The organism is Acinetobacter sp. CE-15, assembly GCF_051059255.1.
In the GTDB taxonomy this organism is placed as follows: Bacteria; Pseudomonadota; Gammaproteobacteria; order Pseudomonadales; family Moraxellaceae; genus Acinetobacter; species Acinetobacter guillouiae.
In genome coordinates this window covers 3689011-3715420 of the sequence record NZ_CP192737.1, presented here as the reverse complement: position 1 = coordinate 3715420, position 26410 = coordinate 3689011, and the positions used below count along the sequence as shown (strand labels likewise).

At 37.3% G+C, this 26410-nt stretch carries 23 protein-coding genes; 11 read left to right on the top strand and 12 right to left on the bottom strand.

What is annotated here, in order from left to right:
* Window positions 1-40 precede the first annotated feature (40 nt).
* Complete coding sequence (gene fur / locus ACQ7EO_RS17080) at window positions 41-478, top strand: ferric iron uptake transcriptional regulator (protein ID WP_004722737.1); 438 nt, start codon at window positions 41-43, stop codon at window positions 476-478.
* Window positions 479-556: 78 nt separating this feature from the next.
* Here fur and ACQ7EO_RS17075 read toward each other — a convergent pair whose 3' ends face one another.
* Both ACQ7EO_RS17075 and ACQ7EO_RS17070 read right to left on the bottom strand, forming a co-directional pair.
* Window positions 557-1675 carry a PilT/PilU family type 4a pilus ATPase gene (locus ACQ7EO_RS17075; protein ID WP_004722736.1) on the bottom strand — a complete coding sequence of 373 codons (1119 nt, stop codon included), beginning with the start codon at window positions 1673-1675 and terminating at the stop codon, window positions 557-559.
* A gap of 25 nt (window positions 1676-1700) precedes the next feature.
* The gene (locus ACQ7EO_RS17070) at window positions 1701-2738 is read right to left on the bottom strand and encodes a type IV pilus twitching motility protein PilT (RefSeq protein WP_004722735.1); all 1038 of its coding nucleotides are present in this window, start codon (window positions 2736-2738) and stop codon (window positions 1701-1703) included.
* Window positions 2739-3183: 445 nt separating this feature from the next.
* On the opposite strand from ACQ7EO_RS17070, the gene ACQ7EO_RS17065 reads away from it, so the two are divergent.
* The 6 genes from ACQ7EO_RS17065 (at window position 3184) to ACQ7EO_RS17040 (ending at window position 8316) form a co-directional block, all read left to right on the top strand.
* The gene (locus ACQ7EO_RS17065) at window positions 3184-3876 is read left to right on the top strand and encodes a YggS family pyridoxal phosphate-dependent enzyme (RefSeq protein ID WP_434278124.1); all 693 of its coding nucleotides are present in this window, start codon (window positions 3184-3186) and stop codon (window positions 3874-3876) included.
* A gap of 122 nt (window positions 3877-3998) precedes the next feature.
* On the top strand, window positions 3999-4832 hold the full coding sequence (locus tag ACQ7EO_RS17060) for an undecaprenyl-diphosphate phosphatase (protein ID WP_434278123.1): 834 nt from the start codon (window positions 3999-4001) through the stop codon (window positions 4830-4832).
* Between the two features lie 204 nt (window positions 4833-5036).
* The gene (locus ACQ7EO_RS17055; protein WP_434278122.1) at window positions 5037-5840 is read left to right on the top strand and encodes a thioesterase family protein; all 804 of its coding nucleotides are present in this window, start codon (window positions 5037-5039) and stop codon (window positions 5838-5840) included.
* Between the two features lie 296 nt (window positions 5841-6136).
* Window positions 6137-6928: a hypothetical protein gene (locus ACQ7EO_RS17050; RefSeq protein ID WP_434278121.1), complete on the top strand. Its 792-nt coding sequence runs from the start codon at window positions 6137-6139 to the stop codon at window positions 6926-6928.
* A 168-nt stretch (window positions 6929-7096) separates the two neighbouring features.
* Complete coding sequence (locus ACQ7EO_RS17045) at window positions 7097-7852, top strand: hypothetical protein (protein WP_434278120.1); 756 nt, start codon at window positions 7097-7099, stop codon at window positions 7850-7852.
* 56 nt (window positions 7853-7908) lie between these two features.
* A complete protein-coding gene (locus tag ACQ7EO_RS17040; protein ID WP_327858207.1) occupies window positions 7909-8316 on the top strand; it encodes a hypothetical protein in 408 nt (135 codons plus the stop codon).
* A gap of 17 nt (window positions 8317-8333) precedes the next feature.
* On the opposite strand, the gene ACQ7EO_RS17035 is transcribed toward ACQ7EO_RS17040, so the two are convergent.
* From ACQ7EO_RS17035 to ACQ7EO_RS17025, 3 genes are all read right to left on the bottom strand, one after another.
* A complete protein-coding gene (locus ACQ7EO_RS17035; RefSeq protein ID WP_434278118.1) occupies window positions 8334-11930 on the bottom strand; it encodes an AAA family ATPase in 3597 nt (1198 codons plus the stop codon).
* Between the two features lie 9 nt (window positions 11931-11939).
* Window positions 11940-13193, bottom strand: coding sequence for an exonuclease SbcCD subunit D C-terminal domain-containing protein (locus tag ACQ7EO_RS17030; protein ID WP_434278117.1), 1254 nt, complete (start codon window positions 13191-13193; stop codon window positions 11940-11942).
* Between the two features lie 208 nt (window positions 13194-13401).
* On the bottom strand, window positions 13402-13779 hold the full coding sequence (locus tag ACQ7EO_RS17025; protein ID WP_434278116.1) for a VOC family protein: 378 nt from the start codon (window positions 13777-13779) through the stop codon (window positions 13402-13404).
* Window positions 13780-13885: 106 nt separating this feature from the next.
* On the opposite strand from ACQ7EO_RS17025, the gene ACQ7EO_RS17020 reads away from it, so the two are divergent.
* Complete coding sequence (locus ACQ7EO_RS17020) at window positions 13886-14515, top strand: hypothetical protein (RefSeq protein ID WP_434278114.1); 630 nt, start codon at window positions 13886-13888, stop codon at window positions 14513-14515.
* Between the two features lie 40 nt (window positions 14516-14555).
* Here ACQ7EO_RS17020 and ACQ7EO_RS17015 read toward each other — a convergent pair whose 3' ends face one another.
* The 6 genes from ACQ7EO_RS17015 to ACQ7EO_RS16990 form a co-directional block, all read right to left on the bottom strand.
* A complete protein-coding gene (locus tag ACQ7EO_RS17015; RefSeq protein WP_434278112.1) occupies window positions 14556-15128 on the bottom strand; it encodes a hypothetical protein in 573 nt (190 codons plus the stop codon).
* Between the two features lie 17 nt (window positions 15129-15145).
* Entirely contained in the window at window positions 15146-15808 is a 663-nt protein-coding gene (locus ACQ7EO_RS17010) for a DUF2625 domain-containing protein (protein WP_434278111.1), read from the bottom strand.
* 31 nt (window positions 15809-15839) lie between these two features.
* Window positions 15840-16580 carry an ADPR responsive transcriptional repressor NtrR gene (gene ntrR / locus ACQ7EO_RS17005; protein ID WP_434278110.1) on the bottom strand — a complete coding sequence of 247 codons (741 nt, stop codon included), beginning with the start codon at window positions 16578-16580 and terminating at the stop codon, window positions 15840-15842.
* A gap of 164 nt (window positions 16581-16744) precedes the next feature.
* Entirely contained in the window at window positions 16745-18241 is a 1497-nt protein-coding gene (locus tag ACQ7EO_RS17000; protein WP_244015228.1) for a nicotinate phosphoribosyltransferase, read from the bottom strand.
* An 18-nt stretch (window positions 18242-18259) separates the two neighbouring features.
* The gene (locus ACQ7EO_RS16995) at window positions 18260-19153 is read right to left on the bottom strand and encodes a phosphoribosyltransferase family protein (RefSeq protein WP_419312451.1); all 894 of its coding nucleotides are present in this window, start codon (window positions 19151-19153) and stop codon (window positions 18260-18262) included.
* A gap of 581 nt (window positions 19154-19734) precedes the next feature.
* On the bottom strand, window positions 19735-20439 hold the full coding sequence (locus tag ACQ7EO_RS16990) for a nitroreductase (protein ID WP_434278109.1): 705 nt from the start codon (window positions 20437-20439) through the stop codon (window positions 19735-19737).
* A gap of 418 nt (window positions 20440-20857) precedes the next feature.
* Here ACQ7EO_RS16990 and ACQ7EO_RS16985 point away from each other — a divergent pair, with 418 nt between their 5' ends.
* Window positions 20858-22102, top strand: coding sequence for a DcaP family trimeric outer membrane transporter (locus tag ACQ7EO_RS16985; RefSeq protein WP_034610928.1), 1245 nt, complete (start codon window positions 20858-20860; stop codon window positions 22100-22102).
* Between the two features lie 549 nt (window positions 22103-22651).
* Complete coding sequence (gltS, locus tag ACQ7EO_RS16980) at window positions 22652-23887, top strand: sodium/glutamate symporter (RefSeq protein ID WP_004819437.1); 1236 nt, start codon at window positions 22652-22654, stop codon at window positions 23885-23887.
* A gap of 37 nt (window positions 23888-23924) precedes the next feature.
* Here the strand turns inward: gltS and chrA are convergent, their stop codons facing one another.
* Entirely contained in the window at window positions 23925-25133 is a 1209-nt protein-coding gene (gene chrA / locus ACQ7EO_RS16975; RefSeq protein WP_434278108.1) for a chromate efflux transporter, read from the bottom strand.
* Between the two features lie 137 nt (window positions 25134-25270).
* Here chrA and ACQ7EO_RS16970 point away from each other — a divergent pair, with 137 nt between their 5' ends.
* Window positions 25271-26257: a patatin-like phospholipase family protein gene (locus tag ACQ7EO_RS16970; protein WP_004819441.1), complete on the top strand. Its 987-nt coding sequence runs from the start codon at window positions 25271-25273 to the stop codon at window positions 26255-26257.
* Window positions 26258-26410: the final 153 nt, after the last annotated feature.

Sequence of the window (26410 nt, the reverse complement as noted above, 5' to 3'; positions counted from 1 at the left end):
TGCATATTCCAACTTAAAATTTGTTGAGAGACCTTTTTATATGCCTATTTCAAATCAAGATTTACGCAAAGCTGGACTTAAAGTTACCCTACCACGAATCAAGATTTTGGAATTATTAGAAAATTCAAGACAACACCACTTGAGCGCGGAAGACATTTATAAAACATTACTCGAACAAGGTGAAGATGTCGGTCTAGCGACCGTATATCGTGTGTTAACACAATTTGAAGCTGCTGGAATTATCCAGCGCCATCATTTCGAAAACAATCATTCTGTTTTTGAAATTATGCAAGAAGATCATCATGATCATTTGGTTTGTCAAAATTGTAATAAAGTCGTTGAATTTACTAATGAAACCATCGAACATGAGCAACATTCGGTAGCTGAGAAACATGGCTTTCAATTGACTGGACATTCTTTGAATCTATACGGTTATTGTGATGAACCTGCATGTCAGGAAGCTTATCGTAAGCGCTAGAATCACATAAATACAACAAATGAAGAGGGGGCTTAACCAAGCCCCCTCTTTTTATATCAGCTCTTTTTTGCTTTGGAACTACTGTCCATCAAAGGTGAGTTTGCTATTTGAATTGAGTAGCTGTGCACCACCTTCTTCATCCAATTTGATTTGTAGACGTAAATCATTTGGAGAGTCGGCATGTTTAAGTGCGTCTTTATAGGTAATTTGTCCTGCTTTATAGAGGTCAAATAAAGCTTGGTCAAACGTCTGCATACCCAATTCACGAGAGCGCTTCATCAAATCCTTAATTTCATGGACATCACCTTTACGGATTAAGTCTGAAACTAAGGGTGAGTTGATGAGAATTTCAATTGCAGCACGACGAGAATTACCGTCTGGTGTTGGAATCAATTGTTGTGCAACCATGGCCTTGAGGTTAAGTGATAGATCCATAAACAATTGGCTATGACGGTCAGACTCAAAGAAGTGAATAATCCGGTCAATTGCTTGGTTAGCATTGTTGGCATGCAGTGTGGCAAAGACTAAGTGACCTGTTTCAGCAAAAGCGATGGCATAGTCCATGGTTTCACGAGAGCGGATCTCACCAATCAAGATCACATCTGGTGCTTGACGCAAAGTATTCTTAAGCGCAATTTCAAAAGAATCTGTATCAATTCCCACTTCACGTTGGGTAATAATACATCCTGCATGTTCGTGTACAAATTCAATTGGGTCTTCAATGGTGATGATATGACCTTTAGAATTTTGATTGCGATAACCAATGATGGATGCAAGAGAAGTTGATTTACCTGTCCCTGTTGCACCAACAAAGATAATGATCCCACGTTTGGTCATTGCGAGATCTTTAAGAATAGGCGGTAATTTAAGCTCATCCATAGTCGGAATTTGAGTTTCAATACGACGTAAAACCATTCCAGGCATATCACGTTGTTGAAAAGCGCTGACACGGAATCGCGCAGTTTTATCGCGATTGGTAATGGCAAAGTTACATTCACGCGTCTCAGCAAATTCTTTACGCTGCTTTTCACTCATAATAGAGTTAAGCAATTGCATAATAATTTCGCCGTTTAACTTGGTTTTTACCACAGGAACAATTTGACCATTAATTTTCATTGATGGTTCAACATCGGCGGTAATAAATAAGTCTGATGCTTTTTGCTCAATCATCATGTTGAGCAAGTCATTAAAGTCCATCTTTTTTAAACCTCAATAATCCATTTTATAAGAATGATTCTGGTTGTTTTGCTACATTTCTTGCAACTTGAGGACTAATAACACCTTTGGCGACCAGCGTTTTTAAACTCTGATCCAATGTGGTCATACCATAGTTTGCACCGGTCTGAATTGCTGAATACATTTGTGCAACTTTGTTTTCACGGATTAAGTTACGAATTGCAGGAATACCGATCATGATTTCGTGTGCTGCAACTCGTCCGCCACCATTCTTTTTCAGCAGGGTTTGTGAAATAACCGCTTGTAATGATTCTGACAGCATGGCACGGACCATGTCTTTTTCTTCAGCAGGGAATACGTCAATCACACGGTCAATGGTTTTTGCCGCTGATGTGGTGTGTAGTGTACCGAAAACCAAGTGACCTGTTTCTGCTGCTGTTAAAGCAAGGCGAATGGTTTCAAGGTCACGCATCTCACCAACCAAGATAATGTCAGGGTCTTCACGTAACGCAGAACGTAGCGCTTCATTAAAGCCATGTGTATCACGATGCACTTCACGCTGGTTGATGAGACACTTTTTAGATTGGTGTACAAATTCGATTGGATCTTCGACCGTTAAAATATGGTCATAGCGACTGTCATTAATAAAGTCAATCATAGAGGCCAATGTGGTTGATTTACCGGAACCTGTTGGACCTGTTACAAGGATCAAACCACGGGGTAATTCACAAAGATCTTTAAAGATTTGTCCTAAACCTAAATCTTCCATGGTCAATACTTTAGAAGGAATGGTACGAAATACAGCACCCGCACCACGGTTTTGGTTGAATGCGTTGACACGGAAACGGGCAATACCTGGAACTTCAAATGAGAAGTCAGTTTCTAATTGTTCTTCAAAATCACGACGCTGTTTATCATTCATGATGTCATAAACCAATCTGTGAACTTCTTTATGTTCCAGTGCTGGTAAATTGATACGACGGACCTCACCATCGACACGAATCATCGGTGGCATACCTGCTGAAAGGTGTAAGTCAGATGCACCATTTTTGACGGAAAACGCCAATAATTCTGTAATATCCATAATGTCCCCGAATAAAAACCTATTTGCCTAGGGGGTGTAGATTATTCATCTATGCTTGCGACTAAGCCTGTTTTTTAGGGTTACTAGGCGCGAAGTACGAAATTTAGTTATTCTAAATGATGAGAAACATCTTTTCGCAAGGTAACACGCAATAAAAAAAACAGTAAAAAACTTAGCTTCGCCTTGCGCTAAGAACAAAGCAATACTTTGTTCTTGCTTAGGTTGTGGCTAAAATTATCTCAAACTGCGTTATGAAATTTGAAAATAGTCTTGCTATTCTCTACATTCCATTCCTTGTTTGCTCAATTTTAGCCTACAACGCAAGCTATTTATGAACGATCAACACGCCCTCATTATTTTGTAGAATAATAAGGCCTTTCACTCAGCATAACCAACAATTTCATTGCTTGGAAGCTGAAATTTTTATGAAATGAGAACCTTGTCAATGAATGATCTAAATCAAGCTCGAAATCATGTACTCGCGCAAATTCAGCAGGCCTGTTTGGCTGCAAATCGAGATGTGAGTCAGGTACAGTTGTTGGCAGTTTCCAAAACACATCCAAGTACGTTATTAAAAGAAATGTATGCTACGGGTCAGCGTGCTTTTGGCGAGAATTATTTACAAGAAGCGCTCGAAAAAATTGAAGATTTAACAGATTTAGAGATCGAATGGCATTTTATTGGTCATGTGCAGCGCAATAAAACCAAGCATCTTGCTGAAAAGTTTGCGTGGGTGCATGGTGTTGATCGTTTTATCATTGCAGAGCGTCTCTCAAATCAACGAGAAGCGACTCAAACGCCATTAAATATTTGCTTGCAAGTCAATATTGATGCACAAGACAGTAAAGACGGTTGTCAGCCTGATGAAGTTGCAGATCTGGTGAAACAAATCAGTCAATTAAAGAATTTAAAGTTGCGTGGTTTAATGGTGATTCCTGCACCTGATCATCCGCAAGCATTTAGTGATGCAAAGCAATTGTTTGATCAGGTTAAAGTTCATCATGCGCATGCTGCAGATTGGGATACGTTAAGCATGGGGATGTCTGGAGATATGGTGGAAGCCATTGCCGCAGGCTCAACCATGGTACGTATTGGGACAGCTTTGTTTGGTGCACGAGATTATTCAAATCAGCGTTAAAGGTTGTAGCGAAATCGGCGAGAAGGCTGAGTTAATTTTCGCTGGGTTTAAGTTTATTTTAATTTAGATTTAATGCTGTAAACGTATAAGACATCAATAATTCTAATCCATTGAGATTGTTGATGACTATTTTTCATGTACTTATTCTTGCCATCATACAAGGGTTTGCAGAACTGCTGCCGGTATCCAGTTCAGCGCATGTGATTGTGGCTGAAAAATTGATGGGTTTTGACCCATCAGCGCCTGATATGACGTTTTTATTGGTGATGCTACATACAGGAACCATGTTTGCGGTCATTATGTATTTTTGGAAGTCTTGGCGCACAACCTATTTTTCGTCATGGGATCGCTTTAAAAAACAAGCATGGTTTGTGATTGTTGCAACAGGCATCACGGGCGTACTCGGATTGGCACTGCAATCGATGATCAAACATGTTTTTTTTGCTGGGGCAAGCCACTTTGAAATTGAGCAATTGTTTAGCAACTCAAAATTAATGGCTGCTGCTTTAGCTTCTGCTGGTGTATTGATTATTTTATCTTCTCGATTAGATCGTGGACAGGTTGGTGATGTGACGGTGAAAAGTGCGGCATGGATTGGCGCTGTTCAGGCTTTATGCTTGCCGTTTCGTGGTTTTTCACGTTCAGGTGCAACAATTTCAACAGGATTGTTTTTAGGTGTCGCTCGGCAAAAAGCGGAAGAGTTTAGTTTTGCCTTGGCAGTGGTGTTGACCCCAGCGGTGATTGTAAAAGAGCTTTATCGATTGCTACATGCCGAGAATTTTCAAAATATCCATTTAGCTCAACTGCTTTTACCCAGTATGTTTGGGATGCTGTTTAGCTTTATTGCAGGTCTTGTTGCTTTAAAATGGCTATCGAGTTGGCTTGAACATGGTCGTTGGCATTTCTTTGGTATTTATTGTCTGATTTTCTCTGGCGTCGTTTTACTCATTGGTTAAATCTAGGCTTTCAAACACTGACTTTTCAATATGTTACTCTTTTCAATATCTCACTTTAAATCTAAGCGTTCAATCCTGTGTAAAATATTGAACGCTAAGGGTCATTTTTCCTATTAGTATTAGACTTCTTTGTTTAAGTCGAGTACAAAAATAATGCGGGATTATATGTATAGCGAATGATTTTTAAGAGTGATAGGGAAGTTTATGTCTGCATATTATCAATTGATTCAGCGTCAAATCGATAAACAGGGTGTAGTGACAGCGCATTATCAATCGACACATCATGCTCAAGGGGCTTGGAATGCGCATGAGCAACATATGGCACCAGCGACAGGGGTTATTTGTGCTGAATTAGAGCAGTTTTCACCTCGAAATGATGTTCGAATTGGTCGTATAAGTTTAGATATTCTTGGATTAATTGCGGGTGGCGAATTTTATATTCGGACAAAAGTAATTCGAGCTGGCAAGACCATTGAACTGATTGAATCCGAAATGGTCACACAAGGTAAAATAAGTATTGTGGCGAGAACTTGGCGCATGATGACCAGCAATAGTCAAAGTGTTGCAGGTTTAGAGGATCAATCTATTGGAACGCCTGAACAGTTACCGATTTGGCATGAAATACGTCAGTGGCCTGGTGGATATATTCATTCGATTGAAGCAAGGACTGAGCAACGTCGACAGGGAGCAGGTATTGTATGGCTTAGCAATACTTTGGATATGGTTGAAGGTCAACCGACATCGGCATTTGTGAAGTTAATGGGAATGGTCGATACTGCAAATGGTGTCGTGGCGAGACAAACACCTCCTTTTAATTGGGGCTTTCCAAACTTAGATTTACAAATTCATTTATATCGTTTGCCCCAAGGTCAATGGTTAGGTTTAGAAACCATACAACAGTATGGTGAAGATGGTATTGGTTTAACCAGTTCCGTCTTACATGATATTTATGGACCATTCGGACGTAGTGAACAGATTTTAACTCTAAGACCTGTACACGCTGAGTAGTTGCTGGTATGAAATGAAAAACTGTATTTCTACATACAGTTTTTTGATTTGTGTTGATATTTATCCTTTTAAGAAATAAGTATGTTTTTCACATTGGCTAAGATAAATCACTATAAAAAACAATTCTATGTACAGGTAAAATGAAGCTGATGAGTATCCGTTTAAGCATTTGGAATTTACTTTAAGGCAAACTATTCAGTTAAATTTTTTAAAATATACTCAACAATTCTAGATGTAATATGATTGTCAATTTGACTATACTGATTTGAATAAAATTTAAAAACTGGAAATAGAATATGTATAAATCCAAACTATTATTATGGTTATGTCTTTGTGCTTTAATCAGCGCTTGTAGTACTGCAAAATATTCTTCAACGCAGGATTCAACTTCACAAGAAATCGAATCTGCACCATCACCTACCTCAGCAACAGCTAAGGCTGCAGCAGCGCCTATTTCCAACCAAAATCGAGTAAAGTCAGAAGAGCGTTTGGGAACGAAATGGGGAGATGACGTAAGCTCATATGTGACTCAAGTTGATTTAAAACGTTTAAGTAGCAGCCCTATTGATGAAACTCAAATTCGTTATGCCAGTAAGCAATTTTCAGGACGCAGTATTAACAGCATTTCTTTAGCTGCTGGAAAAGTTAGCTTTTCTGTTGTGGATGATCGTGGGCGAATTTTACCGCTATATCGCGATGGCGAGCGTTATTATCTTTCTGCCCGTGATGGACAAAGCTATCAATTGCGTTATGCCAATACCAGTAGCCAAACCTTTGAAGTTGTTGCAAGTGTCGATGGCCTAGATGTTCTCAATGGAAGTAAAGCTTCACGTTCAAATAGTGGTTATGTGTTAAGACCATATAGCTCATTTGCGATTGAAGGTTTTAGGAAGAGTAATTCATCTGTAGCTTCATTTATTTTTAGTAAGCCAAATGATGCTTATGCTGCCAACTCTGCCAGTGGTTCTATTCAAAATACTGGTGTGATTGGTACAGTGGTGTATGAGTTAAAAGCCCCTAAATACGATCTACCCAAAAAATCTAAGGATACTTATGCGCCTGCACCAAATGCCTTTCCTGCGGATTAATTAAAAAATATCAAGAAGTGAGAGGGATCACATTATCCCTCTTATTTTTTGAGATGTTATAATGTTACATAATTGCAATAATTTAAAAATAGCGCAGTCAAAACAGCTACGATATTATGACTTTGATAATAATCTACGTAACTTATAAACTTTAAAATAGGTTTTATAATGAAAAATATAAATATATTTCTCTGCCTTTTGTTGTGTATTTTTCTAGCTGCATGTTCGAAAAAATCAGATGAAAGCGCATCACAATCCCAAACCGAAGCGACCAGTGCAGATGCAGCCGCTGAAGCAGCCAACAATCAAGTTGCAGCTGATGAAAAGTTAGGCACAAAGTGGGGTGATGAAATTGATTCCCATGTGACTGAAGTGCAGTTAAAGCGTAAATCTGATTCACCTCTTGCTGAAACTATCGTGCAATATGCAGATAAGAACTATAAAGGTAAAACGGTCAATTCAATTTCTATTGCCGCAGGAAAAGTGAGTTTTTCTGTTGTAGATGATCATGGAAACCGAATTCCAATGTATCGTGTTGGACAAAGCTACTATTTGTCAGGGCGTGAAGGGCAAAGCTATCAACTTCAGTATGAAAATAACACAGCGAAAACCTTTGAAGTGGTTGCCAGTGTTGATGGTGTAGATGTCATTGATGGCAGTGAGGCATCCCGAAGTAATTCTGGTTATGTCTTACATGCACATGATTCTTTGAAAATTGAAGGTTTCCGTAAGAGTGAATCTGCTGTTGCTTCCTTTACTTTTAGTAAGCCTAAAGATGCGTATGCTGCGAACTCAGAGAATGGTTCCATTCAGAATGCTGGTGTAATTGGTACGGTTTTATATGACTTGGAAGCACCAGAAGATGAGGCTAAACCCGTGAATAAATATGCACCTCCACCAAATGCATTTCCCGCAGATCGTTAAAGAATAAAGTAAAGAAGTGCTTATAAGCACTTCTTTTTTAATTGTTTGGAAGAATAATGAAAAATATTAAATATTTACTATCGATTCTATGTTTATTGGTTACATCTTTAATTCATGCAAATACAAGTGCAAATCCTGAGCTGAACAAAGCGATTGTTTCAGAGCAAAAGACTTATCAAGCGTTTAAGGAGGTTTTTGAATCCCTTGTTGCATCTCTCATGGATTCAATTGCGAATACGGCTCAAGATGATAATATAATGAGCGCGCATAGGAGATGTGTTCATCAACAGCAAATCGTTAAAATGCTGTTGAATAATCAAAAGTATAAAGAGCAATTCGATCAAGAGTTTGCTGAAGATCAGCGTACATTTGATGAAGCTTTGAATGGTTTTAAAAATTCAGTGACTGCAATGAAACCTTATTGCGATAAGATACAAGCAGAATACGATAAAAATTTAAATTAAGAAGTGTGAGCTAAACACTAACTCACCACTTCAATCGTACTTGCACCCGCCCCTAAAGGACGCACCTGAATTTGCACAGGAATACGTTCATGCATTTCCTGTATATGTGAAATCAATACAACTTTACGCCCTTGATTCTGCAATTGATCTAATGCATTCATGACCATATGTAAAGAAGATGCATCTAATGTACCAAAACCTTCATCGATAAAGAGAGATTCAATTTTCATTGAACCTGATGCCATATTGGCAATTGCCAAAGACAAGGCAAGGGCAGTCAAGAACGATTCACCCCCTGAAAGTGAGGCAACAGAACGGGTTTCACCGTCCATATCATGGTCAATGATGGCAAGGCTGAGCGAATTATCTAATCGTTTTAAGGTATAACGTTGAGACAACATCGCCAATTGTTGGTTGGCGTGTTCGAGTAAAATATCCAGATTATACTGTTGTGCATAATCACGGAATTTCTTACCGGTCGCATCTCCCATTAAGCCTGAAATCTTGCCCCAGCGATGTTCTTCCTGTTGTACTTGTTGAATCTGATCAGCAAATTGCTTTTGCTTAGCAACATTTTGCTGATGCAATTCAAGTTTGAGTTTTAACTGATCACGGATTTCAAATTGGGTTTTCAGCGTATTCGCATTATCCAAAATCAATTGTTGTAGCTGTTCAAAATCAATTTCAGGTTGATGAAGCTTATGTTCGGTTAATTGCTCTTGTATGGTGTTAAGTGCTGAGTTGGCTTCATTTAACATTCGTTCAGCATGTTGCAGTTGTTGGCGGATCTGTTGTTCTTGTACCGCCGTGATTTGAGCCAAGTGCTCTAAATCATCAGGCTGAAAATCAGGATGTTGAGCAAGCCATTGCTGAATATCCTGATTCACTTGATTGAGGCTATTCTCATTTTGTTGTTGCTGGGCTTTAAGTTGTTCGAGCTGACTTTTTTCCTGCTCAAATTGATTGCGTAATTGGTTAAAACTTTGCTTTTGTTGTTGGTAAAGCGTCTGGGTTTTCTGGTATTCATGCTCATACTGCGTTAACCATTCATTCGGCTTAACCTCTGTTAATCCTATCATGCTATGAATGAGTCGATTTGCCAATTCTGTATTTTGTTGCCCTTTTAGTTTTATCTCGTTCAAGCTGTGAGCAGTTTCAGAAATCTGTTTGGTTGCATTCGCTATATTGAGTTGAGCTGTATTGAGTTGCTGTAGATATTGATCATGCTGTTTCGACAATAACTCAAGCTGTTCAAGCTGTTGTGTACGCGTATTTAATTGGCTCAAGATATGTTGTGCTGTGGTGATACTGTACTGTTGCCATGCATTTTTTTCACGCTCAGCTAAGCAACTGACAATATGCTGCACTTGATTGTGTAGGTTATTGGCATTTTGCAATAGATGTTCAGTGTGTTGAATGCTTTGACTTAATTGTTGCTGAACTTTGATGCTTTGAATCCATTGCTTAGATTGTGCTTCCAATTGTTGAATATCAAACTGATATTGCTGGGTAAGTTGCTCCAATTGTTGCTTAATTTCAGATTGTGTCTGAGTTAAGTTCAGCGGGATTTGGGCTGATTGACCTTGTTCAATACATAGCTGTTGTGTGACGGTTATTTTTTCAGTCACATTTTGAAGAGTGGTTTTAAGCTGTTGCTGTTCGACACTCAATTTGGTCAAGTCTTGTTGAGCCGCTTGCCAAAGGTTAAATGTTTCTTGTTCTTTGAGCGTGGCTTGTTGTTCCTGTTGCTGTTGTAGCTCAAATAGTGCTTTAGATACAGCAGAATCATCAAGGTGATAGGGATGAGTTGTGCTTCCACAAACAACACAAGCTTGACCATCTACTAATTCAGCTCTTAAACGTTCTACATTTTCAGCATGTAATAAGCGTTGTTGTTGTAAAACCTCTTGCAGTTTTAAGCGAGCTTGTTTCGCTGTTTGGAAATCTTGTTCAGTCTGTATTGTGGTTTTTTCAAGTTGTTGAAATTGCACTGAGCAACGTTTCAATCGGTCATTAAGCTGCTGAGATTCAATCTTTAATTCAAAAAGCTGGGCTAATTTTTGTTGTAACGTCGTCAATTGGTTGAGTTGGCTTAGTCTAAATTCACGTTGTTGACGCGTTTGTTCAAGCTGAGTTTCAAGTTGCTCCGCAGTTCCAAATTGATGAATTGAGTCTTGTAATTGTGTTTTTTGCTCAATTAATTTCGTTTCAGCCTGAGATACATTTCCTAATTGATTTTCAATAGACTGATAGTGCTGAATAAATTGAGTTAACTGTTGCACATGTGCAGTTAAACCTTTATCCAAACTTGAGAACTGTTGAGTGTCTGCAAGTTGCTGATTTAAAATATTTCGTTTTTCTGTAATCTGCTGAATATGATGTTCAAGTTGTTGTTGTTGATCGAGTAGTGGGGTTTTAGACGATTCTAAATCATTTAATCTGGTCTGAATTTTCTTAAATTCGACCCCAATAAAATCCCGTTCCTGAATACATTTCCGTACTTCACTCAAAGACTCACGATGGGTGTTTTCGAAATTTTGCTGAACAGTTAAAGCACTTTCAGTTTGGATAAAACGGGTCTGTTCAGTGTCAAATTGAACTTGTAATGTATCAAAAAGCTGTTGTTGTTTTTGAATTTGTGGTGCGAGTTGCTGTTCGGTTTTTATCAGTTGTTGCTTTTGGAAAATACTAGAGCGAATTTCTGAGAATATTTCTAAACGATTTAAACGTTCACGCTCAGGGATTAAGCCTTGTTGCGTCTGTAACTGTGTATCAAGCAACTGTTGCTTAACGACAATTTCATCATTCAGTTTTTGTTTACGCTCAAACCATTGCTGCTGTTTTTCAAGTTGCGATTTTTCATCTTCAAGTTTTTTATAGTCTTGATTGATGTGTTGGAATTGTATGTGTAATTCAGCGGCATCTTCCTCAGAGAGGAGCTCAATATGACCGAGAAGATTTTCCAATTCCTTACGTTTTGATGCCACCAATTTGGTTTTTTCATAGGCCAATTGGCCGACTTTTCCAAAAATGGATGAATTGGTTAAATACTCAAGTAATTCACCACGTTCATTGTCACGTGCTTTTAAAAAGGCTGTAACTTCGGACTGTGCCAAGAGAACTGCACGGGTAAATTGCTCAAAACTCAGTTGGGTAATTTTATAGATCGCTGATTCAACGGCTTTGGCTTTATCTGCTACTACTGTTCCATCAGTTAAGCATTTTAAATAGCGTTGGACACTTTGTAGTTTTCCATCTGCTTTTTCACGGGAACGTTTAAGTTCCCAGCGTGCCAAATAATGCTTTTGATCTTGTGCTACAAAACATAATTCAGCAAAGCCGTGTGCGGTACCACGGCGTAGTACAGTCAGTGGTGAGTTGGTTAAAAGTTCAGAGCCATCAACATCCTGTAATTTACCATCACTGTCTTTTAAACGTGGGATTTTATTAAACAGAGCAAGGCACATGGCATCCAAAATGGTTGATTTCCCTGCCCCTGTTTTTCCAACAATCGCCACTAAACCTGCTGAAGCTAATGGTTCAGATTCAAAATCTATAAAATGTTCACCCGAAAGAGACGCGAGATTTTTGAGTCGTATAGATAAAATTTTCACTGCAAACTCCTATGCGTCGTGTTGATTTTCAAGCGTTTTTTCGGCTTCTTGTAATAAGCTTAAAAAGTCTTTCAAGACCGCATCATCATTGGTATAGCCATTTTTTTCCCAAAGCTGTTGAAAGAGTTTTTCTGGTGTCGGTGGTTCTAAATTGATTGAAGTAATTTCATCGTTATTTTTTTCTGATGCGAAGTATTGTCTTGAAATGCGTACTAAGCGGTAACGACTTTTGGGTAAGGCATCTTCAAATTGTTGGCGCAAATTGGGCGGAGGTGGAACATCGGTATGGTATTCAATATCGACATATTCACGCTGATCAATATTTTCAATTTCACCACTTGCTAAGGCCTTTAATTTGGCTAAAACTTCGTTCAATTCCCCTTTAATTTTATGTAGTTGTACACTACGGGGAATAAATACACTTTCAAATGAAACCCGTGACTCATCTGTTTTAAGCGGGTCAATATTAACGTCGACAATTTGGTGTTTATAGTTGATTTCACTAAAGGATAAGGGAATAGGTGAACCACTATAACGGATATGTTCCTGACCAACTTTTTGCGGTTTATGTAAATGCCCGAGTGCAACATAATCAATGCAATCTTCAAACAATGTGGTAGAAAGTGCTTCCTCATTGCCAATGATAATAGGCCGTTCAGAATCAGAGGTTTCTCCACCTTGCATATGGGCATGTGACATTAGAATGAGTGCTTGATTATCTGTCTTTCTTTTTCGTGCTTCAGAAATCACCTGTTGATGTAAATAGGCAATGGCATTTTGACTGTTATTGGTTTGTTCATTAAAGCCTGTAATTTCGGCTGGGCGTAGAAACGGTAAGCTTAGGCACCAAGCAATAATATTTTTTTGTTCATCATAAATTGGAATCAGTAAACGATCTAAATCAATTTGACCAAGCTCGTTTTTATGAATCACACCAACTGTTTTGGCGTGATATTTTTCAAGTAAGGGCTCAACCTGTTCAATCCGATAACCTGAATCATGATTACCTGCAATCATTAAGGTTTGCATATGTGGAGCAAGCTGATGTGCATTGGCTAGGAATTGATAGAGCTGTTTCTGCGCAGCAGATGCAGGATTGATGACATCGAATATATCGCCTGCAATCAATAGGGCATGGGGCTGTTTTTCTTTGATTTGAGCTAATAACCACGCTAAAAATTGCTCATGTTCATACTGGCGAGAATGGTTATAGAAGAATTGTCCCAGATGCCAGTCTGAAGTATGAAGAAAGCGTACAGTCATTAGTTGGATAAGCCTTACAAAATTTAAAATTAAGGTAGCACAAATTGAATGCTTAAATCAGCTGTAAGGCCTTAATCACTTAATATGATCTGTATTTTTTATAAAAATTCTTAAAAAATATTCGCTATCTTTTAATCCCAACTGTTTCATGCAGCCGAATATAGACTGGTTTTCTCAAACATTCATTTAGATTTTTAATCAATCAAGCTTATTTTGCATTAGGATCAACTTGGACTAATCCAAAGGTATTATGATCTGCATCTAAAAAATAACCTTGCCAACATTTATTGGGAATAGCAAATTTCTCCATTGCTACTTGCCCACCCAAAGCTAAAATCTTTTCAGCAGTTGTATCAAAATCTTCAACCTCAAAGGAACAGGTAAAGGCATTGGTTCCACAATGGGTGGGTGGTGTTTGAGCTGGACGCTCCAATAAGCCACCATGTATGTTGGCTGTTTCAATTTGAAAATATTGAATGGGTAGACCTTCAACTTTACTAAATTTCCAACCGAAAACGTCATGATAAAATTTAACTTCACGTTCAGGGTTTGAAGACTGAATTTCAAAGTAGCTTAGTGCGTTCATTGTTATTGTCCAATTTTAAATGTTTTGATTAAGATAATAGAATTTGCAAAGTTGTGATGTATAAATATTGAAAATGAAAGAATGAGGCAATTAAAAGTGGTGTGTTATGGATAAAGAAAAATTACATGAATTACGCGCAAAAATTACCATTTCAATCGCAGATGCTTGCGCTTTATTAAAACAATATGATGAGATAGCACATTGCATACAAGTTTATCATCAGCAGAATATTGAAAAAATTTGTGTAGCAACAGATTGTGAGGCGGAGCTTGCACAAGAATATTATGATGATCCGAGATATCATTACAATCTTGAAAAAATCATTCAAAAAATTAATGAATTTAATCAACGTACAATCAAATTGAGCATAGATGAAAATCCAAAATATGTTGATAAAGTGGGTTTCTTTATTTGGGCAGAAGATGAAAACTTAGAGAGGATACAAAATAAAGGCAATAGAACTTATTTTATTCCGCAAGATGATTTTGCTTATGTCATTAAAATATTTAGATCTTTATTTCCGTTGTTTAGCCCACTGAGAAATGAATTTGAGTGTAGTTTTGATCCTTGTTCAGATAACTATTTTGATCAAAATGCCATACAAGACATTATCTTAAAAATTAAAGATCTGCATTTTAACGAGAGCAAAGTGATGAGTTTTTTAGAAAAACTGGTTTGTTGTTTAGAGGAAAAAATAAAAATAGGAACTTATGTCGTTATTTTTGGAAATCAATAAATGAAATTGAAACGGCAGTTAGAAGTCGATGTGAAGTGATTTAGTGATGTCGATAAGTTAAGACAAAGCTTTTAAGCTTATTTAAAATTTTATAACCCATAAAATCGTTAAAATTTGGATATTTAATCCGATAATACTCATTCCAATAGCTGACAATTCTACTTTGAGTCGTTTGGTCATATTTTGGATTTTGCAGCATAAATGCTGCAAAAAGTCCTTGATTATTTGCATCTAGAATCGGTTCAATGGCCTCTAAAATTTCTTGAACATATTCACCCAATAACTGAAAAATGAAAGGGATCATAAAACTTGTAAGGTCAGTTTTAAGGAGTCTTTCGAGCGCTCTTTGCCGAACAAAACCATTGTGATGGCGAGTAAGAATACACCATAGAATTTGACGTTGTGTTAAAGAAAAATTATGAAACTCAATACATTGTAACTGAGTTATATAGATCCTTGATGGTACAACGATATGTTCGTGATGAATCAACACTTCGCATTGAGAGCTTTCATGAATTTTTATTTTTTTACTTTCTAAGTATTTTGATATTACTAAAACATCATCTAATAGAGCTTTAGGAAAAGCTCGGATTAACTTTAGATGATTGCTCACGGATTTGCTGCTCTCAGTTATTTTAAAGTCGGTGCAAAATGAAAATCATAACTCTCAGAAATAGGAATAATTTTTTTATCCACTTGTTCGATATCCTTACCTTCTTTGGTAAATAACATGGGCATAAAACTAAAGACTTGGTTGCCATTGAGACTTTGAAGATCTGTCTGCCAATTTTGCCAACGGAATACTTGATAAAACTGAGCAATATCTCCACTGAATGCCCAAGTCAAAAATTCTGAATAGCTCACATCAAGATTTTCCCATACCAATGTATCTGGGGCAAAATAGTAAATCTTTCCAATTGCTTCACCTAATTTTCCATTATTGATAGCAAAGTAACCCCCTAAAACATCATCAGCAATCAGTAGATAGGTTAGCTCCTGATCAGATTGATGAAACGTTTTATGATGATTCCATTCAGTAATACCACGATCTAATTTTGGATGTCCTGAAGCTAAAATTCTCAACCATCCATGATCAATCAGTATTCCACCTGTTTCATAAATAATTGAACCCATAGGTGAACGTGTTGTGACTTGAATGTTCAGTAACTCTTGTTCAGCTCTTAATTTGTTCTTGGGTAAAACTTCAATATGGTTGGTGGCTTGAGTCATCCATTCTTGTACCAATATCCAGCCTGAATCTTCAATATTGATTAATTGTTCTAAAGTTTTCATTGTTTGCTGTTATCCAAATAATACAAAGCGCTTAAGTGGTTTCCCTCGGGTACTCTAAAATTCGAGGAAAATGGAAATCATAACTTTCTAGCGCAAACTTATACAATTGAGCAGGACGTTTGCCTGCAATTTTAGTTTGGTTTGTTTCCTCAACTGCGCCAGCTTCAATCATACGCCGTCTAAATGACTTCTTCTCTAAGCTTTGTCCCAAAATAATTTCATAAATCTGCTGTAGCTCAGTCAAAGTAAACAGTTGAGGCATCAAACTGACGGGTAAGGCTGTATAACGTGCCTTACTACTCAAACGGTCAACAGCCATATCTAAAAGCTGTAAATGATCAAAAGCCAAGTCTAATTTTTTTGCCTCAGCAATTGAAATCCATTCGCTATATTCATTTTGTTCAGTGGCAATCTGTTGAAATGCTTTGAAATCGATCAGGGCAAAATATAAAGCTGTTACAGCCCACCCACGAGGATCACGTGTTGCATTGCCAACCGTCGCAACTTGTTCCAAATGTGGTGATTGAAGTCCAGTTTTTTCAACCAATTTACGATGTGCTGTTGCCATCAAATCTTGATCTTTAGACAAATCGACAAAACCACCTGGGAGTGCCCATTTATCTTTTTGTGGGAAATTAGAACGTTTAATCAATAAAACCTGTAGTTGACCCGCATCAACAGAAAAAATCGCCATATCCACTGTAAGTAATGGGGATTCATAATCCTTTTTATTATAGTTAGAGAGAAATTCCTGTTCGGAGTTAAAGGTCACTGTAAGGCTCACTTAATTTTATTAAAGTAACGGATTGTGTTGGATTATTGCAGGGTGGAAGAGATTCGCCAAGTAGAAAATATGTTTAGCAAGAATGAGATGGATAATGGCGTACTCTAAGCGTAGAAACCTTGCTATAAAAGCAAGGTTTCTACAAATAGCTGTTATAACTGATTTGCCAATCGCTCCCGAATTTCATTCAAACGACACGCTCGAATCAATTGCCCATTTTCAAACACCGTTTTTAACTCACCTTGTTGCTCTTGTTCCATGGTTTGCTGATCAAATAACACAAATCCGTCTTCAGTTTTTTCTACACGAAGTAAACCTTTGGCAGATTTCTTTATACCAGAATCAGTGATCGGATCTTTAAATAATTCACGTGGAACACCGTTGACTTGTCCCCAAGTGGCTTTAACTGCAAAACCAAATGTGTCACGTGTTAAATAGTTATAAGTATAACTACCGATGCCAAAGACCAGATTATTTGAAGCAAAGCCCTTAGCTTCTAGCCCTTGAACAATATTTAAAGCACGTTCCAAAGTAATCGAGTCACCATAAATCAAACCAACACGCTCATTTAAAACTTTATAGCCTTGATCTGTTTCGGTTCCGCCAAAGATTTCCCATAAACATTGCACAGCGCCTTTATAAGCTGGACTGCCCATTTCAGCTTCTGGGTCACCGCAAATGATTTTTACAGGATCACCAGAGTCAGGACGAAAAACCAATTTAGCTAAACCTAAAGCATTTGGCTGGCGAGCTAGAATTTCGTCTTTTAACTCCACAGTAAATTCTGTAATCACTCGCCAAAAATCCCAAGTATCCGATACGATACTGACCACACCTGATGGATAAAGCTCAGTGATTAAACGTCTAAAAGTTTCAATTTCATTGTCTTCACTGCCCATACACATCACACTATGTTCGGTTGCTGGAACTGAAACACCTACAATGCCGTCTGCATCGTAATATTCTTCTGCATAATCAATCGCTGAAACTGCGTCTGTACCGATAAAGCTGGTTAAATGTCCTACACCATTTTGTGTGGCATCATAAATCCCACTCATGCCGCGACTGCTAAAATCATGGCCTTGTACAGCAACGAAGTCTAAAGGTGCACCTGTTTTAATCGCATATGCTGTCAGTAAGCGTTTGTATTCAAATGCAATCGTTGCTGTCGTACAACTTTTCCATAATTCAGCACTGAGTACTGTTTCTAAGTAGTTGGTTAACCAAAAGAACTCAGGCAGGGTATTTACAATAGTGAGTACAGGTACTTTTATATTGACACGGCTGCCTTCTTCTAGCGCCTTGATTCGGATTGGTAAATAGCCTAAGTCATATAAAGCTTCGATATGATCGACTGGTACTGCGCCGTCACCCAATGCGTTATCCATTCTACGTTTATATCTAGCAATGACTTTTGCCTTATCTTGTTGGAAAAAACCTTCATTCCAAGTCTCAATCAAAAAGTGTTTGATAAAGCCTTGTAAGCCAAAGAACACGATTTTATCGTCGAAGTCAGGCAACATTTTTGCTAAACGAGAAGAACGTGGCGTGAAATTGGCATAAACATATTCTGTGCCAACAGGGTACTGGCGTCTGTGATCTGCTTTATAAAAGTCAATTGCATTCAGTGGATTGATTTTTAAGCTCATTCTTATTCTCCAAAATAATTAAAATGAATTGAAACGACTAAATGAAATGACGTTTAGATTTGGGTGTTCAGTTTGTGGAAAGCTCGTCGTGGTAAAAATTTGGTCAACCAAGCCTTCAAATACGTGCATACCTTTACTAAAGATCCCGTGAGTCACATACAAAATCACATGTTGGCAATTTAATTTTTTTAACTCTTGTGCAATACCAATAAAAGTTGCACCACCATCACAAATATCGTCCGTGATCACAGCTGTTTTGCCCGTTAAATCAGTTGCATTGACTTGAGCATTCTGAATTTTTCCTGTGATGGCATCACGTTTTTTTTCACAGTAGACCATTTCGATTTCGTGATCTCTTAAGCTATTGATGACTTTGGCAATCGTTTTGGTCCGTTGTTTTGCACCTGCATCTGGACAGATTAAAACGGTGTCTTGAGCAATTAAAATGTCTTGTAACTTTGAATTTTGCAGAATGATTTCACTTGGTTGAACATTCTCAATCTCAAAAAAATGGGTGTTTTCATTTAAAAGTTTTTCAGTAACACAACTATGTGCATCCCAAACTTTGATTGATTTACGTTGTTGTGGAAATTGTTCAGTATTGATATTTAATAATTTTGTCATCAGTTCTAATGAGAATGCCTGTCCCATCGCACAGATTCGATCTTGGCGTGCGTATGGAAAATAGGGGATTTCTAAATCAATTTCTAAACCTTGATTGAGTAATACATTTTCAATTAACAAGTAATCCATCAAATCTTGCGTGTTACTGATTTTGGCTTGAATCTGAATTTGCCCTTTCAACATTTTTAACGTATCTGCTGAAATTTGAACATGTCGTTCACCACCCGCAAACTGAATATTTTGAATAGGGATAATATTGTTGTTTGAATCTTTGACTTGGATAGACATGTTGCTTATACCTATAAGGGGGCTTATTGCCAATACATATATAGTGTCATAAAGCCCATTTAATTATCAATATTACTTTACAAAAGATTACAAACCTGAGTCTTAGATGCTTTTTGATTGGATTTTTATTTAAGTCATTGTTTTATTTTGTAATATTTAGTGTGTGAGAGCGTGCTAATTTTTTAATGCTGTCTATTATTCGAGATTTCACAGGCTTTAACCCCTAGACATTTATTATGTAAGAAACAGCAGGGGATCGCTAAAAGACGATAGGTATATAAAGACAGCTACGATAAAAAGCCCTTACTATAAGAAAACATGCACTTTAACAAGTCAGGGCAACATTCAAGCATTGAAATGCTCTTGTTCATCAAATACAGAAGAATAGATTTTTTAAAAATCAAAAAATAATTATGTTGAGTAAATCATATTGGTATTGAAAATTCCTTCTCCACCTTTCGAGAAGGTTAGGATGAGGAAATTTTATGTTGAACTCAGTTTTAAAAAGGGCTTTTGAAAGAAGCCGAATAAAAATATTTTAAAATGACTTAAATTATTGAAGGCAGTTAAATAAAGTCGTTCTAATCCAAGAACACGGTAAAGCTTTCAACAGGTTCACGCGGGGTAATAAATGTATTTACAATATGATCTGGATCGGCATAGCCCAATACAACCGCACAGACTAACTCCTCATCATTAGGCGCATTGAGTACCTCTAAGACAATACGATGAAAATGATTCCAAGCAGCTTGAGGACAACTGTCTATACCGCGAGCTTTGGCTGCAATCATGACATTTTGCACCATCATGGAAATATCCATTTTAGCGCCAGTTCCCATGATTTTATTTACAGTAAAATACAGCACAACAGGTGCATCAAAAAGCTGATAATTTCTTAAATGTTGTGCCGCCATTTTTTCTTTTTCGCTTTTTTGAATCGCCAAAAGCCCATACAGCCCCCAACCATTTTCACGACGACGATCAATAAATGGTGAAATCCAAGTGGTTGGGTAGTATGAAAAGCTCGCAGTATGCTGTTCGGCAAGTTCTGGTCGGGTAAATAATTCGATTTGAGCAGCACATACACGGTCAATCATTTCTTGCCGTTTGTTACCAGTGACGACATATACTTTCCACGGCTGGGTATTTGCTCCTGATGGCGCACGACAGGCAACTTTTAAAATATCTTTAATAATAGATAAATCGATAGGTTTATCCAAAAATGCACGTACTGAATGACGGCTTGTAATTGCTTGATCTATCACTTGAACCTGTTCTATAAACATAAAAGTCCTTTATTGGTCTAATTTTTCATCAAATAGACTATATACGATAGTCGTAGAGGCGTTATATTCATTTTTTGAAATTTTAGCTAAGCCTTAGATTATATAATGATTATAGAAATACTAATCTGAAAAAAGAATTGAAATTAAAGTATTATTCGATAAAACTGATTTAATAAAGGGGTTGAGTTACGCTAGATTACAAAGGTGTAAGAATTATACACAAATTGTTACTTTTGGGTTTTAACTTAGTTTCAACGCTTTCATAATTTAATAGCAAGCATATATGTGCAAAGTTTTTTTTATGTGGTGTTTGAGAAACTACTGAAGAAAACAAGAAAAATTGATTTTTTAGCAAAGTATTGGGGTTAAAAGATCAAATTGTACGGATGCACATCATAAATAAGGCTAGGAGTATTTCATGAGTCTATTCACAAATCGCAAGTCATTGATCGTCAAAAGTTTAGCATTAACAGTAACAGCTTTGATGGTAAATACAGCTCAAGCTGCTACTGACAGTCAAGAGATTCAACAATTACGTAATGAAGTTCAAGAATTAAAAGCACTTCTTCAACAGCAACAGCAGCAAGTAAGATTAGTTGAATCTAAAGTTCAAGCAGCACCATCTTCTTCTTCAGTTGGCTTAAAGTCTAAGTCTGGTGCAGATATCAATATTTATGGTTTTGTTCGTGGTGATGCGAACTATATCATTGAAGGCGGTGATGACGACTTCAACAAAATCAGTTCAACCAATGGCGAAGCGAAAGATAAACTCCGTGCTACAGCAAAAACAACACGTATCGGTTTAGATTTTAATACACCAGTAGGCGATGCTAAAGTTGGTGGTAAAGTTGAAGTTGACTTTGCAGGTAATGGCGTAAATGAAAACCTTCGTATTCGTCATGCTTATTTAACCTATAACAATTGGTTATTTGGTCAAACAACATCTAACTTCCTATCTAGCCATGCACCAGAAATGATTGACTTTGCAACTAACGCAGGTGGCGGTACTACACGTATTCCACAAGTACGTTATGCATACAATTTGGCACCGACTACAAAATTATTAGTTGCTGCTGAAGAGGGTAATAGTACTGGAGTTACAGGTACAGCAGTTAAATATAGTCTTCCTGTGTTAACAGGTAAAATTACACAATCATATGCTGATGGCAACGGTAATGCATCTGCACGTGTTTTAGTGGAAAACTATAAAGATAACAATGTTGGCAAAGACAAGACTGGTTGGGGTGTTGCAGTTGGTACAGACTTTAAAGTTGCTGATCCTTTAAAACTTTTTGCTGATGCATCTTATGTGGTTGGTAATAGCAACTACTTATACGGAAGTAACAATGCATATTCTGTGGTAAATGGTGATATTGAACAGAATGAATTCACTGCGCTTCAAGTGGGTGGGACATATAAAATCTTACCTAACTTACGTTCAACTTTAGCGTATGGTGCATTATTTGCTGACAACGGTACAGATTTTGCCAAAGCAAACCAAACTGCAAATGAAAAAATTCAACAAGCTTGGTTAAACGTGATCTATTCTCCAGCGAAACCGATTGATTTAGGTATCGAGTATATCAACGGTAAACGTGAAACTTTCGCGGGTCAATCTTATAAAGATAACCGTGTAGGTTTAATGGCGAAATACAATTTCTAATTCCAACTTAGAAATTTATTGATTCAAAAAGCCGAGGAATGATCCTCGGTTTTTTAATGCCTGAGTATTCACGTCAAAAATAATCATCAAATCAATATCATTTCAAATAATGAATAATATTGTAAAAACATAAGACATTTGCTTAAAAAAATGCATAATTAACCCACTTTTTTTTGTATGTTCATATTATCGTATAGATAAATGACCTGTTTTGGCCTGTTCTTGTAAAGCGAATGACTTATGAGGACTGTATTTCTCATTGTTTGATGAAATGATCTTTTATCAATAATAGGAGTAACATCATGACCATTTTCTTTTCTAAATTTTTGCAGCATTGCAATTCTGTTTATATCTAATCGCTAATGTATTTATCGCGATAAGCCTTTTTGATTTTCAATGTTGAAAATCTGCGTTTTATTTTAATTTTTTGTTGTATATATCAGGCAATTAGGTAATCACTGAATCTGAGTGATTTTAAGTCTGATACTATGGAATAGCATTTCTATATCTATACAACAAAAAATCTAGCCAAAGAATGGACAATTACTTATGGAATTTTCTTTTAATGCCTTCTATACGTTGATTGCAGCGGTCATCGTATTGTTATTGGGTCGTTTCCTGGTCAATAAGATTGATTTTCTCCGTAAATATAATATTCCAGAACCTGTTGCTGGGGGACTTGTTGCCGCAATTTTGTCTTTACTCATCCATAATTTTTGGGGCTATAGCATTACCACGAGTAGTGAATTGCAAACCAGTTTCATGTTGGTATTTTTCGCTTCGATTGGTTTAAGTGCAAATTTTGCAAAATTAAAAGAGGGCGGTTTTGGTTTAGTCGTTTTTTTAATTTGTGTTGCCTCATTTATTGTCGTACAAGACTTTGTTGGGATTGGGTTGGCAACGGCCATGGGTCTAGACCCGCTGATTGGTTTGATTGCGGGTTCAATTACCCTCACAGGTGGACATGGTACAGCAGGTGCTTGGGGTGAGATTTTAGAAACCCAGCATGGTATTCAAGGTGCATTAGCATTGGGTATGGCAAGTGCAACCTTTGGCTTAATTATTGGTGGGATCATCGGTGGTCCATTGGCCAAGCTACTGATTAACCGTTATCAGTTATCTAATCCAAAGACACAAAAAGAAGTGGATGAGACCAATCAGCAAGCTGTTTCTGATCTTGGTGAATATGTTCCCTTTGAATATCCACATCAAGTCCGTTTGATTACTGCAGATAATGCGATTACAACATTGGGACTTTTTGCAGCATGTTTGGCTTTTGCTGAATTTATGACAGGTTACAGTAAAGGACAATGGTTTGAACTGCCAACATTTGTTTGGGCGCTCGCTGGCGGTGTTATTCTTCGAAATGTGCTTGAAGGCATTTTAAGAGTTAAAATGTTTGATCGTGCGATCGATGTGTTTGGTAATGCAGCACTGTCACTTTATCTAGCGATGGCTTTACTTTCATTAAAACTTTGGCAGTTAGCAGATTTAGCCGGGCCATTGGTGATTATTCTGAGTGCACAAACATTAACGATGGCTTTATATGCTGCTTTCGTGACATTCCGTGTAATGGGGAAAAATTACGATGCAGCGGTATTGGCCGCAGGTCATTGTGGTTTTGGTATGGGCGCAACACCAACAGCTGTTGCAAATATGCAGGCCATTACCAATATGTACGGTCCTTCACATAAAGCATTTTTGATTGTTCCGCTTTGTGGTGCTTTTTTTGTCGACTTAATTAATGCAACAGTGATTCAATTAATTCTAAAATTTATCGCTTAATCTTTAGATTTAAAAAGCCAGTGATATCACTGGCTTTTTAAATGCAATTCAGCAAGGCATAATGAATAAATAAAAGACTAGGAATACTGATAAAAATTGAAATTTTAAGTTTTAAACTCAATAGCATTAAACAGGTTGTGAGGATATCTAATGGACTGCCCATGATTTTTTGTAGCATGGGGACGATCACAGACAGGATAAATCCAACAACTACGGCATTGATGAGCATTACAGAATTTTCAATATAACGATTCTCAAGTTGCTTAGACCAGTAAGGCAAAGCTAAAAAAACAAAGAAAAAAGAAGGTAGAAAGATCAACAGTGTTGTTATGGCAGCATTAACAATGGGAAAAGCTGTAAGGGGCAAATATGCACCAAGATAACTGGCAAAGCTAAACAGTGGTCCTGGCATAAATTGCGCAAGTGTGTAGCCTAATTCAAAATCTTGTTTACTGATTAGCCCTGTATTGACAAGGTCTTGGTGCAGCATAGGAAGAACCACATGACCACCACCAAAGACCAAAGCGCCTGTTTTATAAAAACTAAAACTGGCTTGAAAGAACAGCTTATTGGAAAAAAGCATTGCCAAGCACAAGGCGAAAAAGATTGAAATAAAGCCAATCAACCAGATTGAATGAAGACGATGAGCGGTTGGTAAGGTATTAAAATTTATATGCTGTTTTTCGATAGCAAGATCATTTGAATCCTTTTGAATATATGCAAATCGCGTCATTAAAACGGCTAAACAACCAGTACCGAGAATAATCACAAGTTGTATCCAAGCATTGGAAAACAGCAGGAGCAACCCAGTACTAACAAGCATTAAGGCAAAATGTAGTTTGGTTTTACAATAGCTTTTAAACATCTGTAAAAAAGCAAAGACAATAATTGCCAAGATGATTGAGTGGATTGTTGAAAATAAGGTTAAATTAAAAACTGGATGCTGCTGAATGAATCGTGCTAAGCCAAACATTAGCAAGGCTGAAGGAAGGGTAAACCCAATCCAAGCCACAATTGCGCCTAAATGTCGATGTTGTAAATAGCCGATAGCCATACCCATTTGACTACTACTTGGGCCTGGGAGTAGTTGGGTAAGTGCAAGCAGTTGAGCATATTGCTGCTCATTTAACCAATGCTTTTTCTCTACAAAAGCCTGTTTAAAGTACACTAAATGTGCGGCTGGACCACCAAAGCTGCTACAGCCTAATTTTAAAAAAATCCAAAAAATTTCAAAAAGTGTGGGCATATTTTTAGGATTATTTTAGACACTGATTTTTATAATCTAATCGAAAATCATGACAGAATAAATAAATACAACAGCAAATCATTGCAAATTATGCTTAGATACATGCGAATTTAGATTGTGTCATGATCTGAGAGTATATGTCATTGTTAAATAAAACCTTAGCTGCTTTGTTTTGTGGTTTATTGCTAACTGCATGCGCACATTCACCCGAAAAAAAATCTCAAGCCAGTAGCTTAGCAACCCAACAGGTTTTAGAAGCCACTTCACGATTGGACAATACTTTTTATCAATACAAACAATTGTCAAAGAAAAAGCCTGTGATTGCTTTGGTTTTAGGCAGTGGGGGCGCGCGTGGTTATGCCCACATTGGTGTAATCGAAGTGCTGGAACAACATGGTATTAAGCCTGATTTTATTGTTGGAACAAGTGCGGGAAGTATCGTTGGTTCAATTTATGCCAGTGGGAAATCGCCTGAACAATTACGTCAAATTGCACTCAATATGAAAGTGGGTGATGTACGCGATTTTAAAATTGGGATGAAAGGTTTTTTTGATGGGCAAAAAGTTGAGGATTATGTCAATAAGCAAATCGATCAAATGCCTTTGGAAAAGATGAAGATCCCGATGTATGTGGTTGCTACAGAATTACAAAATGGTGAAAAAACAATTTTTAATTATGGCAATACTGGGCAAGCTGTAAGAGCTTCTGTATCTATTCCAAGTATGTTTATTCCCACAAAAATTAAAGGTAAAGAATATGTAGATGGTGGCTTGGTTAGCCCCGTACCCGTGAATATCGCCAAAGAATTAGGTGCAGATATCGTGATTGCAGTGGATATATTGGCACAACCTGTTAATACTGAAACCACGAATGTCTGGGGGCTGTTTAACCAAAATATCAATATCATGCAAAATCGATTAGCAGCAGAAGAATTAAAAAATGCAGATATTGTGATTCAGCCAGATTTACGCGAAAAAGCGCATATTTTTGATGTAAAAGGCCGTCAGGATACCATGCAAGCCGGAATCGATGCTGCCAATCAACGTATGCATGATCTAGATGTGGTTATTGCCAGTAAGAAAAGTCTTGAAACTGCTCAGCAGCAATATCAAGTTCAAAACTAAGATCAATCGTAATAGATCCATTTAAAAATATTATACTTTTATCACTGTATGATTATTTGAATAAGGATGATGTGCTATAGCGGTCATCTGTTTATTTAAATCTATGATGATTAAATTTGTTATGGGTAAAAAGTAAGAATTGTGACACTATCC

Excerpts from the sequence above, each read along its gene's own strand:
- ACQ7EO_RS16995 (WP_419312451.1), bottom strand. The coding sequence starts at position 19,153 with ATGTCTATCCAAGTCAAAGATTCAAACAACAATATTATCCCTATTCAA.
- ACQ7EO_RS17040 (WP_327858207.1), top strand. The coding sequence starts at position 7,909 with ATGAAAAATATTAAATATTTACTATCGATTCTATGTTTATTGGTTACA.
- ACQ7EO_RS17050 (WP_434278121.1), top strand. The coding sequence starts at position 6,137 with ATGTATAAATCCAAACTATTATTATGGTTATGTCTTTGTGCTTTAATC.
- ACQ7EO_RS16990 (WP_434278109.1), bottom strand. The coding sequence starts at position 20,439 with ATGTTTATAGAACAGGTTCAAGTGATAGATCAAGCAATTACAAGCCGT.
- fur (WP_004722737.1), top strand. The coding sequence starts at position 41 with ATGCCTATTTCAAATCAAGATTTACGCAAAGCTGGACTTAAAGTTACC.
- ACQ7EO_RS17045 (WP_434278120.1), top strand. The coding sequence starts at position 7,097 with ATGAAAAATATAAATATATTTCTCTGCCTTTTGTTGTGTATTTTTCTA.
- ACQ7EO_RS17000 (WP_244015228.1), bottom strand. The coding sequence starts at position 18,241 with ATGAGCTTAAAAATCAATCCACTGAATGCAATTGACTTTTATAAAGCA.
- ACQ7EO_RS17010 (WP_434278111.1), bottom strand. The coding sequence starts at position 15,808 with ATGAAAACTTTAGAACAATTAATCAATATTGAAGATTCAGGCTGGATA.
- chrA (WP_434278108.1), bottom strand. The coding sequence starts at position 25,133 with ATGCCCACACTTTTTGAAATTTTTTGGATTTTTTTAAAATTAGGCTGT.
- ACQ7EO_RS17020 (WP_434278114.1), top strand. The coding sequence starts at position 13,886 with ATGGATAAAGAAAAATTACATGAATTACGCGCAAAAATTACCATTTCA.
- gltS (WP_004819437.1), top strand. The coding sequence starts at position 22,652 with ATGGAATTTTCTTTTAATGCCTTCTATACGTTGATTGCAGCGGTCATC.
- ACQ7EO_RS17060 (WP_434278123.1), top strand. The coding sequence starts at position 3,999 with ATGACTATTTTTCATGTACTTATTCTTGCCATCATACAAGGGTTTGCA.
- ACQ7EO_RS16970 (WP_004819441.1), top strand. The coding sequence starts at position 25,271 with ATGTCATTGTTAAATAAAACCTTAGCTGCTTTGTTTTGTGGTTTATTG.
- ACQ7EO_RS17030 (WP_434278117.1), bottom strand. The coding sequence starts at position 13,193 with ATGACTGTACGCTTTCTTCATACTTCAGACTGGCATCTGGGACAATTC.
- ACQ7EO_RS17065 (WP_434278124.1), top strand. The coding sequence starts at position 3,184 with ATGAATGATCTAAATCAAGCTCGAAATCATGTACTCGCGCAAATTCAG.
- ACQ7EO_RS17070 (WP_004722735.1), bottom strand. The coding sequence starts at position 2,738 with ATGGATATTACAGAATTATTGGCGTTTTCCGTCAAAAATGGTGCATCT.
- ACQ7EO_RS17075 (WP_004722736.1), bottom strand. The coding sequence starts at position 1,675 with ATGGACTTTAATGACTTGCTCAACATGATGATTGAGCAAAAAGCATCA.
- ACQ7EO_RS17025 (WP_434278116.1), bottom strand. The coding sequence starts at position 13,779 with ATGAACGCACTAAGCTACTTTGAAATTCAGTCTTCAAACCCTGAACGT.
- ACQ7EO_RS16985 (WP_034610928.1), top strand. The coding sequence starts at position 20,858 with ATGAGTCTATTCACAAATCGCAAGTCATTGATCGTCAAAAGTTTAGCA.
- ACQ7EO_RS17055 (WP_434278122.1), top strand. The coding sequence starts at position 5,037 with ATGTCTGCATATTATCAATTGATTCAGCGTCAAATCGATAAACAGGGT.